This is a genomic window from Spirosoma validum (assembly GCF_014699035.1).
GTDB classification, from domain to species: Bacteria; Bacteroidota; Bacteroidia; order Cytophagales; family Spirosomataceae; genus Spirosoma; species Spirosoma validum.
Genome location: NZ_JACXAA010000016.1, coordinates 36,022 through 60,998, shown reverse-complemented (window position 1 = coordinate 60,998; position 24,977 = coordinate 36,022). Strand labels below are relative to the sequence as shown.

The window sequence follows — 24,977 nt, the reverse complement described above, 5'->3', positions numbered from 1 at the left end:
CCCTTTGCCCTGTGCGATTTATTCCGAACGTAGTGATTTCACGGGATTCATTAAAGCCGCTTTGATACTTTGGAAACTGACGGTTAGCAGAGCGATACCGACTGCCAGTGCACCGGCTAAAGCAAAAATCCACCAGTCGATGTCGATACGGTAGGCGAAGTCGCGCAGCCAGCGATTCATGACGTACCAGCCAATGGGCGAGGCTACCACAATAGCAATGACGACCAGCTTCAGAAAATCTTTCGAGAGTAGGCCGACAATGCTGAATACCGATGCGCCCAATACTTTCCGAACGCCAATCTCTTTGGTACGTTGGGCCGTTGTATAAGCCGATAAACCAAACAAACCCAGGCAAGCTAGGAAGATAGACAGGAAGGCGAAGACGCTGAAAATCCGCCCGGTGCGTGTTTCGGAGGCATAAAGTTTATTGAACTCTTCATCCATGAATTCGTACGAAAAGGGACGGTCTGGAATCAGTGTCCGCCATTTGTTTTCCAGAAACTGAAGCGTGTTTGGTAATTGACTGCCTGAAAGTTTGACCAGCAGAATTTCGCCCCCATTTTGTGGAAAGAGAGCCAGCGGCCCAATCTTCTGTTTCATGGATGTAAAGTGGAAATCAGCCACGACTCCCTTAACCTCGCCCAGTCGCCCGCTGACATCGAGTCGCTGGCCAATGGCCTGTTGAGGTGTCCAGCCCAACTCTTTCACCGCGGCTTCGTTAAGAATGAAGCGACTGCGGGTAAGGCTATCGTTATCCGTACGCGAAACACGGTCCATGTCGATGGCATTTAAGTTGCTACCTGCGATCAGATGCAGACTCATAGCTGGTACGTAATCTTCATCGATGGTCAGACCGGCCACCATTTTACGCTGCCCGGTGGGCATGTTTGGATGGCGCATCCCGTAGCCACCCTCAACAAAAACGGGTGACTCAGACGCTAGTGAAATATGTTGTACATCAGCATTTTGTCGAAACTCACTTTTGATGGCGGCTATCTTTTCGTTAACCTGCCTATCAACAGGAAGCATCAGTACGTGGTCTTTGCTATACCCTAATTTCTTTTGCTGAATAAAAGCCAACTGATTTCGAACCAGCAACGTACTGATAATGAGAAAAGCCGTGATGGAGAATTGAAAGACAATCAGCGCCTTTCGGAACTGCCCGGCGCCAGCAGTTTTTAGATGCCCTTTCAGAACACGTATCGGCTGAAACCGAGCGAGTACCAGCGCTGGGTAGCTGCCCGCTACCAGACTAACCACCAAACCCACACTAACCAATAAAAGCAAATTACCCGGCTGAAGCCAAACATCAGCCGAGAACTGCCGATCGGATAGCGTATTGAACAGCGGCAACGTCAGGCTCGCCAATAGTGAGGCCAGCGCTAGCGCAATAGACGTAACGATGACCGATTCGCCAATGAACTGCCCGAACAACTGCCCCTGCATAGCGCCCATCACCTTCCGAACGCCCACTTCCTGCGCCCGCTCGACCGCCCGTGACGTAGCGAGATTCACATAATTAACGCAGGCAATCAGCAGAATCAGCAGCGCAATTGAGCCAAAAATGTAGATGTAGGTCAGATCGCCGTTTGGTTCAAAACTCCCATCAACGTCCGAATGCAGATGCACACTACGTAGCGGTTCCAGATTGTACGTCAGATAGCCACCTGGAGACATTTCCTCCTTGCCGAACTGCGTTTTCATAAATCCTGGAATTTTTGCCTGCAACGGCGTAATGTCGCTGGGTTTGCGAAGAAGCAGATACGTAGCGTAGTTCGACGAAAACCATTCTTCCGATTTGGCAGCGGGCAGCGTAGCAAACGAAGTCAGCAGATCGTACTTGATCTGAGAATTGGCCGGGCAGTCGGCAACTATACCCGTTATGGAATAATCACGAAAACTCCCTCCGGTGTTGATACGTAACGTTTTACCAATCGGATTTTCTGTTCCAAAATACTTCTGAGCCGTTGATTCTGAGAGTACAACCAGATTTGGTCCAGCCAACGCTGTTTGCGGATCGCCTTTATGTAGTGGAAAGGAAAACAGTCTGAAGAAAGCCGAGTCGGCAAACACGATTCGTTTTTCACTGAATCGCTGATCACCATTCATTACGACCCCATCCCGGTTGATCATCCGAACGCCAGATTCAATTTCTGGAAATTGACGACCAAATTCCGGCGCGACTTTCGTTCCTGTTACGGGTATCTTCGCTACCTGTCCATCCATGCTGTATTCCATTGTCACGCGCACGAGTCGGTCCGCTTTCTGCTGAAAGTCATCGTAACTCAGTTCGTGGCTGATGTACATGAATAACAACAGGCATGAAGCCAGCCCTACCGACAAGCCAATCACGTTAATGCCTGAGAAAATTTTGTTTCTCCACAGATTTCGATACGCAATTTTTAGGTAGTTGGTTAGCATAGGGAAGAGGGCATTGGGCTCGTCGATTCAACTCCCAAATTCTGTACCAAATACGTAATGTGTTGACTGTTTTGGTGTTAACTAAGCCTAGTGTCCGCAAACGGACGTACTGAATGACCATTTGTGGACAACCGGACCAACTGAATTGATGGCCAGGTTTAGTTCGGTATTACATTTTTGTTAGTTGATGGATGCTTTATTAATACAAACTGGATTCTGAATAAGCCTTAGCCCTATAAGGGCGTCCTGTCAATAGCAGAGTGGCTTCTGTTCCCTTCCAACTCCGTAGGAGCGACCTATTCTACTGAATAGAGGTCACACCTACGGAGTTGACAAGGTGAACAAATTTATAATTCTATTAACAGGCCACCTCTATGAGGTTACAATCCCTTGTTCACGTTATTGTACTGCAAATTGTCCATTATGTGTTAAGTAGAACTGGGCAAACGACTACCTTCATACGTCTGATCGTGTCATAAGTGCTATTTATAATAGCCCGTAGGTTAATAGATATAATCAATGAAAAGATAAATTAAATCAATTTGATTTATAAGTAATTTCCTGATACTATTGCCTTGTAAAACAACGTGAGCGGTACAACACACACCGCTCTCAGTTAAAAATTACTGTTCTACCCTATGGAAAACTATTCAGGTGACATCAGCAAATGTCCATTCTACAGCGGGACTCAAAAAAACGAACCTGCTCAAAAAATCAGCACCGCTGGTGATGGGACACAAAATCGCGACTGGTGGCCAAATCAGTTGAAAGTCAATCTTCTTCGTCAGCATTCTTTACGCTCCAACCCAATGGGCGAGACGTTTAACTATGCGGAAGAATTCAAAAGCCTTGATTTAGAGGCTGTGAAGAATGACTTAAATGCCCTGATGACCGACTCGCAGGAATGGTGGCCCGCCGATTTTGGTCACTATGGTCCTTTATTTATTCGGATGGCATGGCATAGTGCCGGTACGTATCGTATTGGCGATGGTCGCGGTGGTGCAGGAGCCGGTCAGCAGCGGTTTGCCCCTCTCAACAGCTGGCCTGATAACGTTAGTCTCGATAAGGCTCGTCGATTGCTTTGGCCAATAAAACAGAAATATGGCCGCAAACTTTCCTGGGCCGATCTGATGATTCTTACGGGGAACGTAGCGCTGGAATCGATGGGTTTCAAAACCTTTGGTTTTGCCGGTGGCCGTGAGGACGTTTGGGAGCCTGAACTGGATGTTTACTGGGGCTCTGAAACGAAATGGCTGGGTAGCGACGTGCGTTATACAGGTGGTTCCGAAGGAGTAGCCGAGCATAGCGTGTTGGTATCAGACGAAAACGCTGATGGCCAAATCCATGCCCGCAATCTGGAAAAGCCGCTTGCTGCCGCCAACATGGGCTTGATTTATGTAAACCCTGAAGGTCCGGACGGTACGCCTGACCCAATTGCTTCGGCTAAAGACATCCGTGATACGTTCGGTCGCATGGCCATGAACGATGAAGAAACGGTTGCGCTGATTGCCGGTGGACACAGTTTTGGTAAAACACACGGTGCGGCCTCTTCTGACAATGTAGGCGTTGAACCTGAAGCGGCTGACCTGGAACTGCAGGGCTTCGGCTGGAACAACAGCTTTGGAACCGGTAAGGGCGCCGATACCATTACCAGTGGTCTGGAAGTGACCTGGACGAAAACGCCTACGCAGTGGAGCAACAACTATTTTGAAAACTTATTTGGTTTCGAATGGGAGTTAACCAAAAGCCCCGGTGGTGCTCATCAGTGGGTTGCGAAAGATGCTGATAACATTATTCCCGACGCACACGACGCATCGAAAAGCCACCGGCCAACCATGCTGACCACAGACCTATCGATGAAGCTCGATCCTGGTTTCGAGAAAATTTCAAGACATTTTCTCGAAAATCCGGATGCGTTTGCTGATGCGTTTGCCCGTGCCTGGTTTAAGCTGACGCACCGCGATATGGGCCCTCGTGCCCGCTACCTGGGTCCTGACGTACCTGAAGAAGTCCTGATCTGGCAAGATCCGATTCCGACTGTCGATCATGAACTGATTGATGAGAACGATGCGGCTGGACTGAAAGCGAACATACTGGCGTCTGGCCTGACCGTATCGGAATTGGTATCAACAGCCTGGGCTTCGGCGTCAACCTTCCGGGGTTCGGATAAGCGGGGTGGAGCCAATGGCGCACGTATCCGTCTGGCTCCTCAGAAAGATTGGGTGGCCAACAATCCGACCCAGCTGAAAAAGGTGTTGGGTATCTTGGAAAGCATTCAGGAAGAGTTCCAGGCTAATGGGAAAAAGGTTTCGCTGGCCGATCTTATTGTACTGGCAGGTTGTGCAGGCGTTGAGAAAGCAGCCAAAGAAGCCGGTTTTGCCATTACGGTTCCGTTTACACCGGGTAGAATGGATGCTTCGCAGGAACAAACCGACGTTGAATCGTTCGCCGTACTTGAGCCGGTTGCTGATGGATTCCGCAACTATCTGAAAACGAAATTTACCGTATCGACCGAAGAGTTGCTGATCGATAAAGCGCAGTTGCTGACTCTGACAGCACCTGAACTGACAGTTCTGATCGGCGGCATGCGTGCCTTAAATGCTAACTTTGATGGGTCTACACTCGGTATTTTCACCGATCGGCCGGGCGTATTGACCAACGATTTCTTCGTCAACCTGCTTGACATGAACACAAGCTGGAAGGCAACTGCTGATCATAAAGAAGTATTTGACGGACGTGATCGGGCAACTGGTGACCTGAAGTGGACGGCAACGCGCTCTGATCTTGTTTTTGGTTCAAACTCAGAACTTCGCGCTGTTGCCGAGGTATACGCTAGTTCCGATGCGAACGAAAAATTTGTAAAAGATTTCGTTGCGGCATGGAATAAAGTAATGAACCTGGATCGCTTTGAGCTAGCCTAGTTCATGTCACTATCAATAAAAAAAATAAAGCTGGCCTGATTTCAGGCCAGCTTTATTTTTTTTATTGACTTATCCTGTTCATTGTAGCCCTACAATGAAAGGTATTCCCTTTCAACTACAACATTGCGACTTTTGGCTACATCCGTTTTTTTGTGACTGCAGAACTTTGCATCAACAAAAAACGGAAACAATGAACTTAACAAACAACACAATTTTAGTCACAGGCGGAACGGGAGGTTTCGGATTTGAATTTGCATCAAAATTAATTGCTCTGGGGAACACAGTAATCATCACCGGACGAAACGCACAAAAACTTCAGGAAGTAAAACAAAAACTTCCACAAGTACATACCATACAAAGTGATGTAAGCAAAGCCGAAGACATCATCAACTTATACGAAAAAGTTAAGAAAGAATTTCCCAACCTCAATATACTCATCAACAATGCTGGGGAGATGCGGAAGATTAGTCTTCATCATCAGCACGAGCTTACAGATATTACGCGGGAGATTGAAATTAACCTAATGGGGCCAATCCGCATGGTGCAACAGTTTTTGCCACACCTCAAAACAAAAACCAATGCCGCCATTCTTAATGTGACTTCGGGTATTGCGCTCATGGCATTTCCTATATCTCCGATTTATAGTGCCAGTAAATCAGGATTACGCTCTTATACACAGGCATTAAGAGTACAACTAAAAAACACCAACATTAACGTATTTGAGTTGGTTGCTCCTGGTTCGTCTACACCCTTGAACGACAAATTTAAAAACGAAGACGGTTTTAGTGCAAGTGCGTTAATGGCGCCTGAAAAGATTGTTGATGCCGCCATTAAAGGAATGCAAAGGAATAAGGATGAAATTTATCCAGGCATCGCTAAACTAATGCGGATACTAAGTAGAATTGCACCAAAATTTTTGATTTCACAATCAGGCAAAATGGGTGCGTCATTTATGTATGGAAAGGAACAACACTAGAAAATGAAAAATTTAAAATCAGAAGCTAAATACTTCGGGAAGTTAGTATAGGCTTCAACTAGGTTTGAATTAGATCAAAAAAGATGTCGAAAATCCTGACAGGAATTTGCGACATAGGTCAAGGCAAAACCTCATCAATGCCACTAGTCTTACTTTTGAAGATGGGGAATACACAGGGGGAAAACTATACAATCGAAGGATGGGAGCACGTATGCTCTGAAAGCAAAATTGAAACGTATCAATCAATTGAAATTTCGAGGCTATTTGGGTATCTCCCTGCTCGGCAAGACAATGAAAATCACAAGAGTTAAGTAGATAATAAACAAAAGAAAAATGAAAATCATTAGTATCCTACTCGTTTTAATTTCATCGTTTTTAAGCCTCAAGCATGGTTGGGATGCCTTCCAGCCTGCTAATGCTGAACAGGCAAAAATGATGGCAGACTTAGGCATCACGAAAACCATCATGCCGTTTGTAGGCGTGGTTTCGATCATAATCGGATTTATGTTATTGTTCCCACAAACATTTTTCATTGGTAATCTACTCAATGCGATTATGATCGTATTGATAATGGCGTTGTCGCTGAATGCAGGAAATTATAAAATGGCACTGATAGAAATTCCGTTTCTTGCCCTACCACTGGTATTGATTTGGTTGAAGTATCCATTTAAAAATTAAATTCACAGCCATGGAAAACAAAAAACCATTCAGAATAAAATCTATAGCGGAAATACACCGATTGATGAATCTTCCAAAGCCATATCACCCGCTCATCGGCATTATTGATCTGAAAGGGCTTAAAAATGACCCAAATATTAACTCCGTTATTTCTGACTTATATGTTGTATCATTAAAAAGAGGCTGCGATAAATTATTTTATGGTCAGCAGAAATACGATTTCGATGAAGGATTAATGGCTTTTATCTCACCAGGGCAAATTTTGCGTGGAGAAGAAAATGGTGTACCTCATAACCTAGACGGTTGGATGCTGTTTATTCATCCCGATTTTTTATGGAACACGCCATTGGCAAAAAAAATCAAGCAATACGAATACTTTAGTTATTCCACAAACGAAGCCTTATTTCTTTCCGACAAAGAGGAAACTATCATCAACGGTATTATTGACAATATCAAACAGGAATATCATGCCAACATCGATAAATTTAGTCAGGATGTGATTATTGCCCAGCTGGAATTATTATTTACATATGCACAGCGGTTTTATGAACGCCAGTTCATTACCCGAAAAATCACAAACAGCAAAATATTAAGCCGATTAGAAGATGTATTAACAACTTATTTTAATAATGAAGATTTGCTGTCAAAAGGACTGCCTTCGGTTCAATACATCGCTGATATGCTCAACATTTCCACCAAGTACTTGAGCAGTTTATTGAAACAACTCACCGGGCAAACAACTCAACAACTCATTCACGAAAAATTGATTGAAAAAGCGAAAGAAAAACTGTCAACTACCGAACTGTCCGTTAGCGAAATCGCCTATGAATTAGGTTTTGAGCATTCTCAGTCATTTAATAAATTATTTAAAGCTAAGACTAAACAAAGCCCTTTGGAATTCAGGCATTCGTTTAACTAAGAAAAGCCTTGTTGTAATAACAGCAGTTGTCAACTGCCGACTGACAGCGTTTAATGCATCTAAGTCCAGAGGTGGTAAAACCCAAATCGAACTTAACTGCTGCTATCGACAAGCAGCAGTGTAACAGTTAGAGCCTGTTTAAAAATGTCTAAGCATGCGGTTAATATTGGATAAATACACGAATGATTCATGAGAATCGACACCACATTCGTAGTCTTTGCTTAGTCGTCTCGACCAATTCATCCAAGCAAACGTCCGCTCCACCTTCCAGCGCATGGGCACCACCTGAAAGCCGGAAAACTCGCTTACTTTCACTACTTCTAAGATTAAACCGAATGATTTCTTGAGCCAACGGGCTAACTTTTTACCATACGCGCTGTCGGCTAAAATCTTACTCATCCGCTCGTAGCCTTGCTCTGCTAAACGAGTTAGCACCACTCTGGCTGCCGGACTATCGTGCTGATTAGCAGCATGAACCACCACGACCAGAACCAAACCCAACGTGTCGACGACGATATGGCGTTTGCGCCCATTTATTTTTTTATGGCCGTCAAAACCCTTCGGTACTACGCCCCATTCACTGCACTTAACACTTTGTGAATCAATGACTCCTACGCTGGGGGAACCATTCCGTCCGGCTTTCTGTCGGCGACGTTCAACCAGAGCCTTGTTAAGTTTTTCCCACTGACCATCATTGCGCCATTTCCAAAAATAGTAATAGCATAAAGGCCAGGGTGGTAGATCGTTGGGTAGAAGTCTCCATTGACATCCCGTTTTTGTTACATACAACAACGCATTGAGAATGGCCCGGAGTGAATACTTACGTTTACGTTTGTCGGCTAGAATTTCTTCAATAACTTGCCAGCCAGAATCAGTCAGGTCTGTAGGGTACATCTTTGGTCGGATCAACCTACAACCTACAAGATAGGCTGATTCTACTTTTTCAAGCCCTAACCCCGTTTTTAAACAGGCTCTTAATGAAGCTATATTCCCCGCTTACCACAAAAGCACTCTGTCTTTAGCAAATAGACCACAACGGCGGGCCGTGAAATAAGGTACGTTTCTGTAAATTACCCCTTTTAGCGGCTTCCCTCACCATTCATGCTGGGCCTTGCGCTTTATTCCGAACGTAGTGATTTGACCGGATTTACTAATGCGGCTTTGACGCTTTGGAAACTCACAGTGAGCAAGGCAATACCTACAGCCAGCAAACCGGCTGCGACAAACATCCACCACGACAAATCAATTTTATACGCGAAGCCTTCCAGCCACTGATTCATGGCGTACCAGGCCAGTGGAGAAGCAATCATGATGGCAATCACAACCAGTTTCAAAAAATCTTTGGAGAGTAACGTAACGATGCTGGCGACGGAGGCCCCCAGCACTTTGCGGACGCCAATCTCTTTGGTACGTTGTTCGGCTGTGAAAGCCGCTAATCCAAACAGGCCCAGGCAGGCAATAAAAACAGCCAGACAGGCAAACAGCGTAGCCAATGTACCGACAACCGTTTCGCTTTTATAGATTTTCTGGAAATCAGCATCTACAAATGAATACGTGAATGGAAACGTCGGATTCATTTTTCGACAAACGGCTTCGAGGCTGGCTAACGCTTGCTTGGTCTGGCCCGGTTGCGTTTTGATCAGAATATTGCCGTAAGCCCAACGTTCTTCCAGCCGAATGACGATCGGTCGGATCGGTACGTGTAGTGAATTGAAATGGAAATCTTCGAGCAATCCGACAATCTTGCCGGGATGGGTTCCGAACGTGAGCGGCTGGCCAACCGGATCTTTGTAGCTCAGTCGCTTGGCCGTTGATTCGTTAATCAGATAATTGGTGGTGTCTGTGCTAAAGCTGGGCGAAAAATCACGACCGCGAACTAGCTTGAGTTTCATCGTTTTGATGAAATCGTACCCCACTGCTGTATTGTTGAACTGAATCGCCAGATTCGGGTCTTTACCCACCCATTTTACGCCATCCGTCGTATTGCCGTTACGTAGTGGATTCGTTTGCATGTGCGTAACGGCCTGAATACCGGGCTGCTGCAAGAGTTCCTGTTTGAACGGCTGAAATTTCTGTGCGATCTCGCCTTCGCCGGGGATACGAATCAAATTTTCGCGATCGTAGCCGAGGTTTTTTGTCTGTATGAATTGAAGTTGTCGATAAACCACCACCGTTCCGACAATCATTAGAATAGACAATACAAACTGGAAGACGACCAGCCCACGTCGAAACAACTGCGCTCCTGCACTGATACGTAGCGATCCTTTCAAGACACGTATCGGATTGAGCGACGATAGAAACAAGGCGGGATAACTGCCTGACAAAATGCCCGTAGTAAATAGTAGGCCTAGCAGGAAAATCCAGAAAAGGGGCTGACTTACGGGAAGCGTCAACTGTTTCTCTGTTAGCTGATTGAAAACGGGTAGCACTATGTTCACGAGCAAGATGGCTACGATAAGCGCCAAAACCGTCATCAGCAATGCTTCCCCCATAAACTGCCAGATGAGCGATAACCGTTCCGCGCCAACCGCTTTCCGAACCCCCACCTCCTGCGCCCGCTTAACGGATCGTGCCGTAGCCAGATTCATGAAATTGATTCCAGCGATGAGTAATAGAAAAGCCGCGACGATGATGAATAGCTGTACGTATTCAATACGTCCTCCGTCGCGCACGCCATTCTGGAAATTCGAGTACAAATAAGCCTCGGTCTCAGGCTGTAGAAACAGCTCAATGTTGAACGTAACGTTGATGTCCTTGTTACGTCCTTTCAGAAACGACTTGAGCTTGGCATTCACTTTCGCCGGATCAGCATCGGGGCGAAGCTGAAGACGCGTTCCTGGGCCACCGTTTTCCCAACCATTCAGCCAGGGTTCGCGGGTCAAGTATTTAGTCCAGTTCAGTAAAAAATCGTACTTGTCGGTTGAGTTATAGGACAAATTCTCAAAGACAGCCGTTACCTGAAAATCGGTATGGTTATCGAACCGAATGGATTTACCCAGCGCTGCTTCCGGCGTTTTGAAATAGGTTTCGGCCACTTTTCGGGATATCGCCAGATTGTTTGGCGCGTTGAGGGCTGTTTCGGCTGTACCTGCCAGCAACGGAATGTTGTACATCTTAAACCAGTCAGCCCCAACAAAGCAGCCCGTTTGACGCGCTATTTTATTCCCCACATTCAGCACATGCTCTTCCTCCGACGACAATCCGGCTGCGTAGACGATCTCAGGAAATTCCTTTTTCAGCCCATCCGCCAGAATTCCCGGTGTGTCTTCATCGGTAACAATCCGGCCATCGGCAATTTCATTTTCCATCACCCGATACAGCAGATTCGCATTCGCATACTGCTTGCCGATACTCAGCTCATCCTGTACCCAAAGCAAAATCAGCAGGCTGGACGCCATTCCCAGTGACAGACCCAGAATATTGATGAGCGAGAAGGTCTTATTACGAATCAGATTCCGCCAGGCGATTTTGAAATAGTTTTGTAGCATAGGGATAAAGAGGAGTAAAGGGATAAGGAGGAGTAAAGGGAGGAGGGGGAAGAAAGGGACGAGAGGGAATCTCCATCCTCCCTTTCTTCCCCCTCCTCCCTTTACTCCGTTTTTAATGAATTGATTGGATTCGTCAGGGCGGCTTTCATGCTTTGGAAACTGACCGTTAGTAAGGCAATCAGCAAGATCATCGCAAACGGTATGGCAAATAACCACCATTGAATCGTTGATCGAAACGCATAACTCTGAAGCCATTGACTAATAGCGTACCACGCCAACGGCGTTGCTACCACAAAAGCAATCAGAATCAACACGGCAAACTCCCGATACAGCATCTGCACAATCTCACTGACCGACGCGCCCAGCACTTTCCGAATGCCGATCTCTTTGGTACGTTGCGCGGTTGTGAAAGAGGCCAGCCCAAACAGGCCCAGGCAGGCAACCAGAATGGCCAGTCCCGTAAACAAACCAAACACCTGCCCAAATCGCTGATCGGCGCGGTATTGTTCATTGAAACGTTCATCCAGAAACGAATACTCGAACGGATTGCCAGGGAAAAAATGATTCCACTCCGTACGTATGTCGGAGATTGAACTGTTGATCTGGCTGGAAGCTAACTTAATGGAGAAATAACCTCTCACGTCGGGAATCAGGCGAATAATGAGGGGTTCGTAGGCATCGCGCAGGGATTGCTGATGAAAATTGTCAGTAACGCCTACCAGCGTAAACGTTTCGCCCCAAAATTCGACCTGTTTGCCGATGGCCTGGTCGGGCTGGTCGAAACCGAGTTGCTTAGCGGCCATTTTATTGAAGATAAGGGCTTTAGGGTCGCTGCCAAATTCCTTCGCAAAGTTACGTCCGGCCAATAGCTTCAGGTCAAATGTTTTCAGAAAGTCGTAATCAACGCCAATAACACGGTACTGTTTGCTTTTACTTTCATCAGTGCCTTTCAGCCGAATACCGCCTGCGTTCCAGTCCGACGCCTGACCCGGTACCACCGTAGAGGCTGTAATCGATCGAATGCCTGACTTACGTAATAGTTCTTCTTTAAAGGCCAACATTTTCCGCATGTACGTTGAATCGGTTCCAACAATGGGTGGATTGATCACCAGCGTTTGGTCGATGTTGAGGCCCAGGCTTTGGGCGCGCATAAACTGAATCTGATGGAACACTGCCAACGTACCGACCAACAGAAACAGTGATGCTGCAAATTGAAACACCACCAGCGATTTACGTAACACGATCCCCTGCCGTGATGTGCTAACCTTACCCTTCAGAACAGACACGGGCTGAAATCCTGACAGCACAAAGGCTGGGTACAGGCCTGATAGAAACGTGCCTGTCACAAAAAGCCCGACGAGTGGCCCCCAGAATCCAGAACTGGCCAGTAGAGAGAATGACAATAGCTGACCCGACAACCGATTGAACATCGGCAGAGACACGACAACGATGAGTAGCGCCAGTCCGACGGCGAGCCCGTTGAGCAAAACCGACTCGGTCATGAATTGCCGGATAAGCTGCCCACGTAGCGAACCCACCGCTTTCCGAACGCCCACTTCTTTGGCCCGATTGATCGCTCGGGCTGTTGCCAGATTGATGTAGTTCACCCAGGCAATCACAACAATAAAAAAGGCAATCGCCAGCAGCAGATAAACCGTTTTGCCATCGCCGTTCGGCTCGGCTTCTTCCATAAAATGGGAGTAAAGGTGAATGCTACGTAACGGTTGAAGCGTATACACCGCATCGGCATCGTATTTCTTTAATTCAGCGCCGATGGTTTTCTGAATGTACGGAACAAACTTGGCCTCAAGCGCTTTCGGATTAGCCGGTTCGCCGTTGCGATCGGGACGTAATAGCAGGTACGAGAGGGCACCATCCCACATCCAGGCATTATCCGGGTTGTTGTCTTTACCAACTTCATTAATAAACGTTACGTGTGGAATCAGCAAATCGGCGTGCAGGTGCGTATTGGCGGGCATATCCTGGTAAACGCCCGTTACCTTTACCGCTTTGCTCTGATTGAGTTTGATCGTTTTTCCCATCGGGTTCTCATTGCCGAACAACCGTTTCGCAACAGATTCAGATAGAGCAACGGTGTTGGGTTCGGCCAGTACGGTATTGATGTTACCGGCCAGTAACGGATAGGAGAAGATCTTAAAGAACGATTCGCTGGCAATAAACACCCGCTCGACCTTCAGGCTTTTTTCGCCATAGTCGGCAATGAGCGCCCGTCGTTTCAGAACTTTTACGTAATCCTCGACCTCGCCGAAGTTGGCTTTAAACGAATTTCCGGCGGCCTGTGCGCCACCTGCCCACTGCGTACTGAGTTTACCCTTGTCGTAACGATCCTGCAGAACGCGGTAAATACGGTCGCCTTTGGTGTGAAAGTCATCGTAGCTTAGCTCGAACGTAACGTATTGCAGAATAAGCAGACAGGCGGCAACGCCAAGGGCTAGTCCCAGAATATTGATTGTCGAAAAGGCTTTGTTGCGGAGCAGATTCCGCCAGGCAATTTTGAAATAATTTTGTAGCATGGGCAAGGGGTTTGGGCGGAGGGCAGAGGGGCAAGGGCAGCGGGCGGTTCATACTCACCCCATGCCCCGACCCCCTTTTCCTCTGCTATTCACTGCGTAAAGACGTGACGGGATTCATTAACGCTGCTTTAACGGATTGAAAACTTACAGTCAGTATGGCTATTCCAGCCGCCAATAGACCCACTACGGCGAACATCCACCACTCCACGTTAATTTTATAGGCAAAATCGTTCAGCCACTGATTCATGGCGTACCAGGCAATTGGACTGCCGATCAGGATTGCCAGCACAACCAGTTTCAGGAAGTCTTTCGAAAGTAATGTTACTACATTGGCAGTTGAAGCGCCGAGCACTTTGCGCACCCCAATCTCTTTGGTCCGTCGTTCAATGGTAAAAGTAGCTAGTCCCCAAAGTCCCAGACAGCAGATTGCCAGGGCTAATCCGGCAAAGACACGTAGCAACGTAAACTGTCGCGCTTCTTCTTCGTAGAGCTTCTGTAAACTCTGATCCAGGAATTCAGCTTCGTATAACGAGTTCGGGTAATAGTGTTTGAAGACCCGCTCAACAGCCGCCATCGTAGCTGGGTAGTTTTTCGTCTGTAATTTCAGACCCGCCGTATAGTAGTAGCCAGGGAAATTCAGCATGACCATCGGTTCGATAGCGTCCCGCAGTGAACTGGCGTGAAAATCGCGCACAACGCCCACAATTTCGGCAGTTATGCCATTTAGCCCGATGCTTACCTGGCGGCCCAAAATCTGCCCGGGTTTGGTATAGCCTAACGCTCTGGTGAGTGCTTCGTTGACGACAAATACGTAACGTCGTTGCTCAAAAGGAATGGCACTGGCAATCGCTAACGTATCGGCTTCCGTGAAGAATCGTCCGGCTGCCAGTTTCAGATCGTACGTGTTAAGGTAGTTGGCATCGGCGGTTTTAACGTTGATATTAATACGCTTACTTAGATTGCCTGGATCAGGGCGCATACCCGTATCAAAATTGTTCCGTGATGTTGGCGCGCCAATCGCAAAGGAAATCTGCTCAACACCCGGAATTTCACGTAACGATTGCCGAAAAGCGTCTTTATTTTTCTTCGTGTCGGGAAGCGATACCGTCACAATAGCCTCATGGCTGAATCCCAGATCTTTGTCACGGAAGAGCTTCATCTGCTGATAAATAACCAACACGCCCACGGCCAGGATAATCGATACTGAAAACTGAAAGACGACCAGCCCCTGCCGAATCCACCCCTGACTTCCCCGACCCACTTCCGCCCGCGATTTCAGCACTTTTACCGGCCTCAGCTTCGCCATAAAAAAAGCTGGATACGTACCGGCAGACAAAGCTGTCAATAAAGCCAGGATCAACATAAAGCTGATAACAATCGGAATGTCGAATACGATTTGCTTTTGGAGAAAGGCGTTGAGTGATGGCAAAACCGAATAGGATAAGAGCACGGCCATTACTGCCGAAAGTGTCGATAGCCAGAAAGCTTCGCCTAAAAACTGCCCGACTAATTGCCCGAACGTAGCACCGATCACTTTTCGGACGCCCACTTCTTTGGCGCGTGTTGTGGCCCGAGCCGTAGCCATGTTCACAAAATTGATGCAGGCAATCAGCAGCACAAACAGCCCGATGATACCAAACACCCACAGATACGTTGGCGCAATGGCCGGTACATAAACGCTCCCCTGAAACTCAGGATTCAGATGGATGTCGTGAAGGGGCTGTAGGGCTAAATAATGCGTGCTACCCCTCTGTTTATCATCATCAAAATACTTTTTTGAGGCTTTATAGATCCGAGCAGCGTACTGGTCGGCCGTTCTGCCTTCCGGTAACAACGCATAAACACTTCCCGCCGAACGAAGTCCCCACTGACTCACATCAAATGTCAGGTATGATTTCAGCGTCTTATACGATACAATCATGCTGGCATTCAGGTGCGTTTGCGCGGGCATGTCCTGCATAACACCGGATACACGTAACATCACAGTTTCGCCAAGCCGAAAGGTCTTCCCGATTGGTGACGCATTACCAAAATAATTTCGGGCTGAACTTTCAGTCAGAATGACCTGATTAGGTTGATCCAGAATGGTACGTGGATTGCCGATACGCATGGGTAGCGCGAACAGATCGAACAGTTGAGGCTCGGCGAACAGCACCCGTTCTTCCGACAGAATCTTCTCCGGCGAAATCACGACAGATGTATTCTCTTCGGCATGAATACTGGCTACAACCAGCCAGTCGGGAAAATCAGTGCGTATTGCAGCGCCGAGCGGGTAGGGGACAATACCCGTTTTCTCTACATCATTACCCGTTTTCGAAATTTCGTTGATTCGGTAAACTCGTTCGCCCAGCGGATGAAACCGGTCGAAATTCAACTCGTACTGGATAAACAACAAAATGAGCAAACAGGTCGTCAGCCCAAGGGTTAAACCAATGAGGTTAATGCCTGTGGTTGTCGGATATTTTGTCAGATTCCGCCAGGCGATTTTTAGGTAGTTGGTTAGCATGGAAAAGGGGGAGTAAAGAGAGGAGAGGGAGTAAAGGGAAGAGAGGGAAGATGGAAATCCCCTCTCTTCCCTTTACTCCCTCTCCTCTCTTTACTCCGTTTTAAGTGACTTCACCGGATTCATTAGCGCTGCTTTTACACTTTGGAAGCTCACCGTTAGTAAGGCGATGGTTATTGCCAGTAAACCCGCTACGGCAAACACCCACCATTCGATGTCGATTTTGTACGCGAAGTCAGCTAACCATTTGTCCATCGCGTACCAGGCAATCGGACTGGCAATGATGATAGCGGCTATAACAAGCTTCATGAAATCTTTGGAAAGCAAACCGACAATGCTAAATACCGATGCGCCCAGTACTTTGCGCACGCCAATTTCTTTGGTACGTTGCTGAATGGTTAGTAAGGCAATGGCAAACAGACCCATGCACGACAGAACAATAGCAATACCAGCGGCTGCCGAAAAAATGTTGGATAACCGTTCCTCCCGTTTGTACCAGCGTTCGGTGTTTTCGTCCAGGAACGAACCAATAAATTCCTGCTTTGGCGCGATCGTTTTCCAGGCGGTTTTGATGATGTCCATCGCGCCCGTCAGGTTTTGCGGGTTTACTCGTATCAGAACGTAACGCACAGGATCATTTGTCTGCATTTGGAGGGCGATGGGCTTCGCTTCCTGATGCAGCGAATACAGATTGAAGTCCGACACAACGCCGACGATCTGGAACTGCTTTTGGTCGGGTTTGATATACTTGCCCACCGGATTTGCTTCACCTAACTGCTTCGCCATGCTTTGTGTAATAAGTACGGATGTGCTTGAATCCGTGCTGAAACCAGGGCTAAAATCGCGGCCCTGAATGAGCTTGATTCCCATCGTTTTCAGGTAATCGGTATCAATACGTAGCCAGTCGCAGAGAACGTCGCGTTTGTTATACGCGAATCCAAACATCATCCGATTCGAACTGCCGTCCAGTCCAGCGCCGATATTTACCCCCGAACCTGATACCGCTACGATGTTGGGTTGATTGCTGAGCCGGTTACGTATCGCTTTTAGAGCCTCATTCCCATTAAGTTCGTTGCCAACCGGAATACTAATTACCTGCTCCTTATCCAGCCCCATTGGTTTTTGCTGGAGATACGTAATCTGCTGGCGGACAATCACCGTACAGACGATCAGCAGGCAGGCAATTGTAAATTGGGTTACAATGAGGGAGTTACGTAGCAAACCCGGCCGACTCACTTTGACCGTGCCTTTCAGTACCTCTACCGCATTGAAGCGCGTTACGTACCAGGAAGGATAGCCACCTGCGACTAACGTAATGACCAGAAAACCAAGAAACGTTATGGCCAGAACGATGGGCTGTAGAAAATCGGCTATCGTTAACTGGCTTTGAAACAAGCGATTAAACGTTGGCAGGACGCTGTACGCCATCCCTAAGCCGAGCAGCAAGGCCGCAAAGCATAGTAGCAGTGTTTCGCCCCAGATCTGACCAAACAACTGACCGCGCTGGGCACCGAGCGATTTCCGAACACCTACTTCTCGCGCCCGTGAGAGGGATTGCGCAATGGTTAGGTTGATGAAATTGATGCAGGCAATGGCCAGAATAAATAGTCCCACCAGTAGCAGCGTGAATACGTATGTTCGGCTTATACCCAAACCATGCGTGATCTCTGTATCGAAGTGGACGCTCGATAGCGGCTGAAACAACAGGCTACGCTGGAAACCTAGTCTATTTTTTGGAAAACCCTGCTCTTGCCGATTTTTAAAATCGCTAGCAAAATACTTGTCCATCGTAGCCTGCGTCCGCCGTTGCAGCGTTTGCGGGTCCGTGCCAGGCTTTAGCTTTATAAAAACGTCATGATTGCCGACGTCCCAGCGGCCTTTGTTTAGGGCGTAATCGCCTGCGTTTTCGCTACGGATTAACGCATCAAAATCGAATGAAGAGTTTTTAGGTGCATTATTCGCTACCGCCGTTACGTTGAAGGTCTGCCAGTTATCACTTATCCGCAACTGCAGTGGCTTGCCTACCGGATCTTCCGTGCCAAAGATGTCTTTCGCCATCGTCTCGCTGATGATAATGTCGCTCAGGCTGTTCATGGCTGTTTTCGAATTCCCTTTACGTAGTGGGAACGTAAACATCTGCAGAAAATCGGCATCGACCATTCTGACATTCTTAGTGTATGTCTGGTCATTCCGTCGGATACCAGCGGTACGATTAAACCAACGGGTTACGCCTTCTATTTCCGGAAACTCAGCCTTTAGTGCCGGTGAAATCGGATAAGGCATTGTGGACCCTCTATCGGGCGTACCATCGCGATTAGACGACAGAAAATAAATCTGGAAAATCCGGTCGGAGTCGGTATGGAATGTATCATACGACAATTCAAAGGTGGCTGTCAGAAACAACAGCACACCCGTACCAAACGCCACTGACAACCCAACGATGTTGATCAGCGTATGTGTACGGTTTTTCCAGAGGGTGCGGAAGGCAACTTTGAGGTAATTGCTGAGCATGAACTTTTATGGTATGTTTGTTAAAAACAACAAGCTATGTATTTCCCTACCACAAATCCTCTGTCACTGGTAAATGAAGATTTAGGTGTTTGGGCTCCGGCTGATCATCAGCGTATTATTTCCAGATTAAATGTCGGTCTGGGCATTCTTTACTATCATGAAAAAGCGATCCGGTTAGAGCCACTACCTGAAACAATGCTTGATGATTCCAAGGCGAGCCCCGTTCCTGATTTATCGCTGGTTGATAATGATTCTGATGAAACACCAATCATTATCGAAGTATGTAAAACAAAAGGCCAGAAGGATGATATTCAGAAAGTTATTCAGTTAATTGATAACGATCTATATGGCATTCGAGAAGGGTTTATTTATAATTACAAAACCCAGCAGTGGTACCGATACCGTTTTGGCGATGGTGGACTGACAACCGAATCATCCTTCTCCGACATTCTGCAACTGGATCTGAACGCCTTTTTATAAATCGTTCTACTTCACAGTCACTACGTTCGTTTCACCGGCTTTCACCGTAAACGGTAGTTTCATCTGTTGTACTTTATTCTGCCAATACGTGTATTGGTACGTACCGGGATTCAGGTTTAAGGTGAACGGGAAAGCGGGTTCCCTGTCTTTGTTTGAATCAAATTGACGGGTCGACGTGAAGCCATTTCCGTAAATTTCCAGCCGACTTTTCCCCGTGCAGGTTTTACAGTCGAACGTAACCGTTTCCGTACCCGCCTGAGGGGACTTAGGTGATTGAGGAACTTCGTTGACGCCTAATGAATCAAGGACACGATTTGTTAAGGATTGTCGCTGTTCGGCCGACAAATCCGCTACGTTGAACGTATGTTTATAGCGAAGTTTCTGCCCGTTTACCTGCTCTCCGTTTATTTCAATGGCTAACGTTTTGCCGTCGTTATCAATCGACTTGCTCAATTGTTTATACGCTGGCTTTTCAGTCTGCTGTGCTATGGCTATCGTGCTAAAAAGCAGAGCCATAAGAGCGGTCAGAATTTTCATGTCTAAAAAAGATTTATTCCGAACGTAGTGATTTCATCGGATTCACCATTGCGGCTTTAATGCTCTGGTAACTCACGGTCAGGAAGGCAATCACAACGGATAAGGCACCAGCCAAACCAAAGATCCACCAGGTCAGCTCTGTCTGGTAAGCGAACGTACCAAGCCAGGTGTTCAGCGCCCACCAGGCTAAGGGCGACGCCAGGACCACAGCAACCAAAACCAGTTTGAGGAAGTCTTTTGAGAGCAAACCGACAATGTTAGGTATGCTGGCTCCCAGTACTTTGCGAACGCCAATCTCCTTGGTCCGTTGCTCGGCGGTGAACATAGCCAATCCAAATAAACCCAGACACGAAATCAGGATAGCCAGTACACCGAAATAATTGACAAGCGTATTCACCTGCTGTTCGGAACGATAAAGGCTCTCGTATTCTTCATCCAGAAAATGGTAGTTGAACGGATAATTCGGATTGAATTCTTTAGACAGCTGTTCCAGATCAGCGATGGCTTGCTGCGTTTGTCCGGCTCGGGTTTTCACCAGTAAATAGCTCGTGTTGCGGTAGTCGAAGCAGAGAATTAAAGGCTTAATCGGCTCGTGTAATGAGTTAATGTGGAAATCCTTCATCAAACCGATAACCCGCCCTTTGCCCGGCCAAAACTTAACTTCTTTCCCAACCGGGTTTTTCATGCCCGGCGTGGCTTCGCTCATCAATTTAGCCGCTGCTTCGTTGATGAGGTAGTTGGTTGAGTCGGCAGGACTGTCTACCCGAAAATCGCGGCCCTCAAGGAGCTTGATGTTCATGGTATTTGTAAAATCCCCACCGACAAACATGCAGGAGACACTCGTTTGCAGATTAGGGTCTTTGCCCGGCCAGGTTAAGTCGCCGGATGAAGCCTGAATATTTACGGGTAGCGACATGGTGGTCGTGGCAGAAGCCACGGACGGTTTTCGCATCACTTCATGACGAAACGCTTCTACTTTTTGAGGCTGCGCAATTTCGCCTTCCAATGGAACATAAACGACGTTTTCCCGGTCAAGGCCAAGGTTTTTGGTACGTAGGTAGTTCATCTGTTTCCCCACCGCCAGCATCCCGACAATCAGAAAAATGGAGAGTGAAAACTGGAAAACAACCAACACCCGCCGGAATAGGGCCGGACCGGCACCAAATTGCAGTCTGCCTTTGAGAATCTTGATCGGTTGTAGCGACGATAGAAACAGGGCGGGATAGCTTCCTGATAAAAAGCCCGTAATGAGTACTAGTACCGCAATGATAAGCCAGAGTGCCGGATCAGCCAGATTAAGCGATAACTGTTTGGTAAATAACGTATTGAACGTCGGTAATACGTACCAGACTAGCGCCAGCGCCAGAACCGCTGCCAATAAACTCGTTAGAATCGATTCGCTCAGAAACTGTCCAACCAGCGAGGAACGTAACGCGCCAACCACTTTTCGAACCCCCACTTCCTTCGCCCGATTGGCCGAACGAGCCGTCGCCAGATTCATAAAATTGACGCAGGCAATTAGCAGAATAAATAGGGCGACAATTGAGAAAACACGAACGTATTCAATTCGTCCGCCAACGCTCACGCCATTTTTGTAATCGGAGTACAGGTGAAGGTCTGTAACCGGTTGTAGAATAGGTCGGCCTGTCTCGAAATTCTTTCCGGCAAAACGCGGGTAAATATCGGCCATCGCGGCTTCCGTCTGGGTGACAGTGGTACTTGGCTTTAGCCGGACGTATGTGTAAAAGGAGTTATTTCCCCAGGTTTTCATCCAGTCCTGTTCCTGCTCTTTCCAGTTGACAAGCCAGTCGAATTGCAGCGTAGAATTGGTCGGCAAATTCTCAAGCACAGCCCCAACGACGTAGAATTTCTTATTGTCGAGTTGCAGGGTTTTGCCCAGCGCTTGCCCACTGGGGAAGAATTTCTCAGCAATTTTTCGGGTAACAATAATCTGATTCGTCTGACGTAGCGCGGCTTTCGGATTTCCGGCAATAGCGGGTAGATCAAACACGCCAAAGAAATCGTCGGTCGCGTAGTGGCCCTTTTCCTTACCCTTTTTCTCGCCGACTTTAATTAAGTAATCCGGTCCGTAATTGATTTTCGTTACGGCCGCCACTTCCGGTACGTCTTTCGCGATGGCTTCCTGCAACGGACCCGGCGTAATGGAATTTGTAACGGTTTCGCCGTTGACAGGAAAATTGACGCGTATATAATGAATTGACTCAGCATCCGGCAGAAAGCGGTTATAGCTAAGTTCATCGCGTACCCAAAGGCCAATCAGCAAACTACAGGCCATGCCCAGCGCTAACCCGAACACGTTAATAGACGAGTAGAGTTTGTGCTTCAGCAAACTCCGAATGGCGACTTTGACGTAATTGCGGAACATAGAGTTATGGGATTAAAGGGAGGAAGGGGACGAAAGGGAATAAGGGGAAGACAACACAAACCCTCCCCTCCTTCTCGTCCCCCTCCTCCCTTTAATCCCTTATTTTGTTATACGTGGAAGTTCTCCGTTACCACTTTACCATCGAATAGGTTCACGATACGGTGCGCGAAACCAGCATCGTAGGGTGAGTGAGTTACCATGATGATGGTTGTTCCTTCGTCGTTGAGTTCGCCCAGCAGTTTCATTACGTCTTCCCCGTTTTTCGAATCGAGGTTACCCGTCGGCTCATCGGCCAGTATTAATTTGGGTTTAGCTACTACAGCCCGGGCAATAGCGGTACGTTGCTGCTGACCACCCGATAGCTGTTGCGGGAAGTGATTCCGACGGTGCATAATGCTCATCCGTTCCAAGGCTTCTTCCACACGTTTTTTGCGCTCGTCGGCGGGCGTTTTCAGATACAGCAATGGCAGCTCGACGTTTTCATAAACGGTCAACTCGTCGATCAGGTTAAAGCTCTGAAACACAAAACCAATGGAGCCTTTACGTAACTGAGCCCGCTGACGTTCAGTCATTCTGGCCACGGCAGTCCCGTAAAAGTTGTATTCACCTTCGCTGGGATTGTCCAACAAACCCAGAATGTTCAGGAGGGTGGATTTGCCACAACCAGAGGGTCCCATAATGGCTACGAACTCGCCGTCTTTGACATCCATATTGATGCCATTTAGGGCGGTGGTTTCTACTTCCTCAGTTGAGAAGAGCTTCTGAAGGTTAACTGTTTGAATCATGATTTTTAGGAGGAAAGGGAGAAAAGGGAAGAGAGGGACGAAGGGCGGGCTGCCGATTCAGGATTTTAGTAGCTTTGTCCATACTCACCTAACTCCGGATTTCATGGCTAAAGTTGAAAAGTTTGAAGATTTATTAGTTTGGCAGAAAGGCTTAACTCAGGCTATTGACTTATACAAGTTACTTGCTGATTGTAAAGATTATGGTTTACGTGACCAAATGCGACGCTCGTCGGTTTCTGTTCCATCAAACGTCGCTGAAGGTTTTGAGCGGCATACTAACAAAGAGTTTATACGATTTTTGCGCATTGCAAAAGGTTCGAATGGTGAATTGAGGACACAAATTCATTTAGCTATTGGCGTTGGTATTCTTTCTGCTGAAACAGGTTTCGAATTGTTATCAAAGAGTCGGATTATCTCAGCAATGTTGCAAAACTTGATTAAAACCCGACAGGAAAAGTTTGGGTGAACTGGAGGAAAGGGACGAGGGGGAATTACGTCTAATATTATTCCACTCGTCCCTTTCTTCCTTCTTTTAAAATTCCAATACCTCGTTATCACCAAAGTTTTCGTATGAACTCGTAATCACTTGTTCGCCTGGCTCTAATCCGCTTAGTACTTCATAGAATTCTGGGTTCTTGCGGCCTAACGTAATGGGTCGTTTAACAGCTCGTTTACCCGACTTATCCACTACGTATACCCAGTTGCCACCCGTGTCGGAGAAGAAGCCGCCAACAGGCAACAGCGTAGCTTTAGCCGCTTTACCTAACTCCAATTGGATTGGTGAGGACTGACCGCGTTTGATACCTTCAGGAGCGCCCTTTGGAAAGACCATATCTACTTCGAAACGACCACTTTTTACTTCAGGATACACGCGGCTGATTTCGAGTTCGTGCATTTTGCCGTTGAATTCAAACGAACCTTTCAGACCCGAAAACACCCGACTAATGTAGTGTTCATCAACGCCGACGCGCATTTTGAAGCCGTTCAGGTCATCAATCTGACCAATGTTCTGGCCACGGTTAATATTCGATCCAACTTCTACGTCTATACTTGACAATTGACCCGACACTGGCGCTTTAACGACTAGATTATCCAGCGTCTGTTGCCAAAGAGCCACGTTTTTCTGCGTGCGTTGCAACGTACCTTCCAGTTGTTTAATCTGAAATTTTGCGTTTTCTTCCTGATACTTTTGGGTTTCGATTTCGATGGTCCGCTGACTAGTCAATCGTTCGTAAGCCCGTTTCGCTTTCAGGTAGTCTTCTTCCGACACGACTTTATCTTTGTATAGCTTTTCCTGCCGGTCGTAGGTGTCTTTCGCCTGAGAAATTTGGGCATCTACATCAGCCAGGGTTTTACGTAGTGTAAACCGTTCGATCTGTATCCGTTGACGAGTATTCTGTAAGTCGTTGACGAGTCGATTTGCTTCGGTTTCTGATTGAAGAAAGCTTAACTTAAGACTTTGATTTTCGAGTTTCAGCAATACTTCGCCCTGTTTTACGGTATTACCGCCTTCAACCAGTTTCTGCGTTACGTAGCCACCTTCAATGGCATCAAGCCGGATCGTTTTCAGCGGTTGTACGACGCCCGTTACGGCGATGAAATCTTCAAAAGGTCCCGTTGTTACGTCCGAGACAGTGATTTTATCTTTTTCTACATTGAGCTTCGACCGTCTGTCGGCGAAGACAAATGTGTAGGCGAGCAGGCCTATAAGCAGGGCTCCTCCGCCGAAAATTGCGATACGTTGGGTAGTCCAAAATCGTTTAGGTAAGACGCGATCCATTGCATTAATGAACAAATGAGTGATTTAGTGACAGTCCGATGTTTCGGAGAGCGAATTA

17 protein-coding genes are annotated in these 24,977 nt (G+C 47.2%); 7 read left to right on the top strand and 10 right to left on the bottom strand.

Features of this window, described 5'->3' with window-relative positions:
• Positions 1–18 precede the first annotated feature (18 nt).
• Positions 19–2,421, bottom strand: a complete 2,403-nt coding sequence (locus tag IC230_RS29400; RefSeq protein ID WP_191042654.1) for an ABC transporter permease — start codon at positions 2,419–2,421, stop codon at positions 19–21.
• Between the two features lie 638 nt (positions 2,422–3,059).
• On the opposite strand from IC230_RS29400, the gene katG reads away from it, so the two are divergent.
• The 5 genes from katG (at position 3,060) to IC230_RS29375 (ending at position 7,915) form a co-directional block, all read left to right on the top strand.
• Positions 3,060–5,342 (top strand): catalase/peroxidase HPI, encoded by a 2,283-nt coding sequence (katG, locus tag IC230_RS29395; protein ID WP_191042653.1) that lies wholly within the window; start codon positions 3,060–3,062, stop codon positions 5,340–5,342.
• Positions 5,343–5,436: 94 nt separating this feature from the next.
• Positions 5,437–6,318 (top strand): SDR family oxidoreductase, encoded by an 882-nt coding sequence (locus tag IC230_RS29390; RefSeq protein WP_223860926.1) that lies wholly within the window; start codon positions 5,437–5,439, stop codon positions 6,316–6,318.
• Between the two features lie 168 nt (positions 6,319–6,486).
• Positions 6,487–6,633 carry a DUF2147 domain-containing protein gene (locus IC230_RS34885; RefSeq protein ID WP_191042699.1) on the top strand — a complete coding sequence of 49 codons (147 nt, stop codon included), beginning with the start codon at positions 6,487–6,489 and terminating at the stop codon, positions 6,631–6,633.
• 18 nt (positions 6,634–6,651) lie between these two features.
• On the top strand, positions 6,652–6,996 hold the full coding sequence (locus IC230_RS29380) for a hypothetical protein (protein ID WP_191042652.1): 345 nt from the start codon (positions 6,652–6,654) through the stop codon (positions 6,994–6,996).
• A 10-nt stretch (positions 6,997–7,006) separates the two neighbouring features.
• Positions 7,007–7,915 carry a helix-turn-helix domain-containing protein gene (locus tag IC230_RS29375; protein WP_191042651.1) on the top strand — a complete coding sequence of 303 codons (909 nt, stop codon included), beginning with the start codon at positions 7,007–7,009 and terminating at the stop codon, positions 7,913–7,915.
• A 138-nt stretch (positions 7,916–8,053) separates the two neighbouring features.
• Here the strand turns inward: IC230_RS29375 and IC230_RS29370 are convergent, their stop codons facing one another.
• From IC230_RS29370 to IC230_RS29350, 5 genes are all read right to left on the bottom strand, one after another.
• Positions 8,054–8,809, bottom strand: coding sequence for an IS5 family transposase (locus IC230_RS29370; protein ID WP_191042650.1), 756 nt, complete (start codon positions 8,807–8,809; stop codon positions 8,054–8,056).
• Between the two features lie 224 nt (positions 8,810–9,033).
• Positions 9,034–11,403 carry an ABC transporter permease gene (locus tag IC230_RS29365; RefSeq protein ID WP_191042649.1) on the bottom strand — a complete coding sequence of 790 codons (2,370 nt, stop codon included), beginning with the start codon at positions 11,401–11,403 and terminating at the stop codon, positions 9,034–9,036.
• 101 nt (positions 11,404–11,504) lie between these two features.
• Complete coding sequence (locus tag IC230_RS29360; RefSeq protein ID WP_191042648.1) at positions 11,505–13,937, bottom strand: ABC transporter permease; 2,433 nt, start codon at positions 13,935–13,937, stop codon at positions 11,505–11,507.
• Between the two features lie 85 nt (positions 13,938–14,022).
• Positions 14,023–16,443, bottom strand: a complete 2,421-nt coding sequence (locus IC230_RS29355) for an ABC transporter permease (protein ID WP_191042647.1) — start codon at positions 16,441–16,443, stop codon at positions 14,023–14,025.
• 90 nt (positions 16,444–16,533) lie between these two features.
• Complete coding sequence (locus IC230_RS29350) at positions 16,534–18,951, bottom strand: ABC transporter permease (RefSeq protein WP_191042646.1); 2,418 nt, start codon at positions 18,949–18,951, stop codon at positions 16,534–16,536.
• Between the two features lie 36 nt (positions 18,952–18,987).
• On the opposite strand from IC230_RS29350, the gene IC230_RS29345 reads away from it, so the two are divergent.
• Complete coding sequence (locus tag IC230_RS29345; RefSeq protein WP_191042645.1) at positions 18,988–19,431, top strand: PDDEXK family nuclease; 444 nt, start codon at positions 18,988–18,990, stop codon at positions 19,429–19,431.
• Between the two features lie 6 nt (positions 19,432–19,437).
• Here IC230_RS29345 and IC230_RS29340 read toward each other — a convergent pair whose 3' ends face one another.
• The 3 genes from IC230_RS29340 to IC230_RS29330 form a co-directional block, all read right to left on the bottom strand.
• Complete coding sequence (locus IC230_RS29340; RefSeq protein WP_191042644.1) at positions 19,438–19,968, bottom strand: hypothetical protein; 531 nt, start codon at positions 19,966–19,968, stop codon at positions 19,438–19,440.
• A gap of 13 nt (positions 19,969–19,981) precedes the next feature.
• Complete coding sequence (locus IC230_RS29335; protein ID WP_191042643.1) at positions 19,982–22,354, bottom strand: ABC transporter permease; 2,373 nt, start codon at positions 22,352–22,354, stop codon at positions 19,982–19,984.
• Between the two features lie 107 nt (positions 22,355–22,461).
• Positions 22,462–23,139, bottom strand: coding sequence for an ABC transporter ATP-binding protein (locus IC230_RS29330; RefSeq protein WP_191042642.1), 678 nt, complete (start codon positions 23,137–23,139; stop codon positions 22,462–22,464).
• A gap of 103 nt (positions 23,140–23,242) precedes the next feature.
• Between IC230_RS29330 and IC230_RS29325 the strand changes: the two genes are divergently transcribed.
• Positions 23,243–23,605: a four helix bundle protein gene (locus IC230_RS29325; protein WP_223860925.1), complete on the top strand. Its 363-nt coding sequence runs from the start codon at positions 23,243–23,245 to the stop codon at positions 23,603–23,605.
• Positions 23,606–23,671: 66 nt separating this feature from the next.
• On the opposite strand, the gene IC230_RS29320 is transcribed toward IC230_RS29325, so the two are convergent.
• Positions 23,672–24,919, bottom strand: coding sequence for an efflux RND transporter periplasmic adaptor subunit (locus IC230_RS29320; protein ID WP_191042640.1), 1,248 nt, complete (start codon positions 24,917–24,919; stop codon positions 23,672–23,674).
• Between the last annotated feature and the right edge of the window lie 58 nt (positions 24,920–24,977).

Bases quoted from the DNA above. Each gene is read 5' to 3' on its own strand.
- IC230_RS29320 (WP_191042640.1), bottom strand. From the start codon at position 24,919: ATGGATCGCGTCTTACCTAAACGATTTTGGACTACCCAACGTATCGCA.
- IC230_RS29330 (WP_191042642.1), bottom strand. From the start codon at position 23,139: ATGATTCAAACAGTTAACCTTCAGAAGCTCTTCTCAACTGAGGAAGTA.
- IC230_RS29325 (WP_223860925.1), top strand. From the start codon at position 23,243: ATGGCTAAAGTTGAAAAGTTTGAAGATTTATTAGTTTGGCAGAAAGGC.
- IC230_RS29335 (WP_191042643.1), bottom strand. From the start codon at position 22,354: ATGTTCCGCAATTACGTCAAAGTCGCCATTCGGAGTTTGCTGAAGCAC.
- IC230_RS29350 (WP_191042646.1), bottom strand. From the start codon at position 18,951: ATGCTCAGCAATTACCTCAAAGTTGCCTTCCGCACCCTCTGGAAAAAC.
- IC230_RS29360 (WP_191042648.1), bottom strand. From the start codon at position 13,937: ATGCTACAAAATTATTTCAAAATTGCCTGGCGGAATCTGCTCCGCAAC.
- IC230_RS29370 (WP_191042650.1), bottom strand. From the start codon at position 8,809: ATGTACCCTACAGACCTGACTGATTCTGGCTGGCAAGTTATTGAAGAA.
- IC230_RS29390 (WP_223860926.1), top strand. From the start codon at position 5,437: ATGAAAGGTATTCCCTTTCAACTACAACATTGCGACTTTTGGCTACAT.
- IC230_RS29400 (WP_191042654.1), bottom strand. From the start codon at position 2,421: ATGCTAACCAACTACCTAAAAATTGCGTATCGAAATCTGTGGAGAAAC.
- IC230_RS29355 (WP_191042647.1), bottom strand. From the start codon at position 16,443: ATGCTAACCAACTACCTAAAAATCGCCTGGCGGAATCTGACAAAATAT.
- katG (WP_191042653.1), top strand. From the start codon at position 3,060: ATGGAAAACTATTCAGGTGACATCAGCAAATGTCCATTCTACAGCGGG.
- IC230_RS29340 (WP_191042644.1), bottom strand. From the start codon at position 19,968: ATGAAAATTCTGACCGCTCTTATGGCTCTGCTTTTTAGCACGATAGCC.
- IC230_RS29345 (WP_191042645.1), top strand. From the start codon at position 18,988: ATGTATTTCCCTACCACAAATCCTCTGTCACTGGTAAATGAAGATTTA.
- IC230_RS29365 (WP_191042649.1), bottom strand. From the start codon at position 11,403: ATGCTACAAAACTATTTCAAAATCGCCTGGCGGAATCTGATTCGTAAT.
- IC230_RS29380 (WP_191042652.1), top strand. From the start codon at position 6,652: ATGAAAATCATTAGTATCCTACTCGTTTTAATTTCATCGTTTTTAAGC.
- IC230_RS29375 (WP_191042651.1), top strand. From the start codon at position 7,007: ATGGAAAACAAAAAACCATTCAGAATAAAATCTATAGCGGAAATACAC.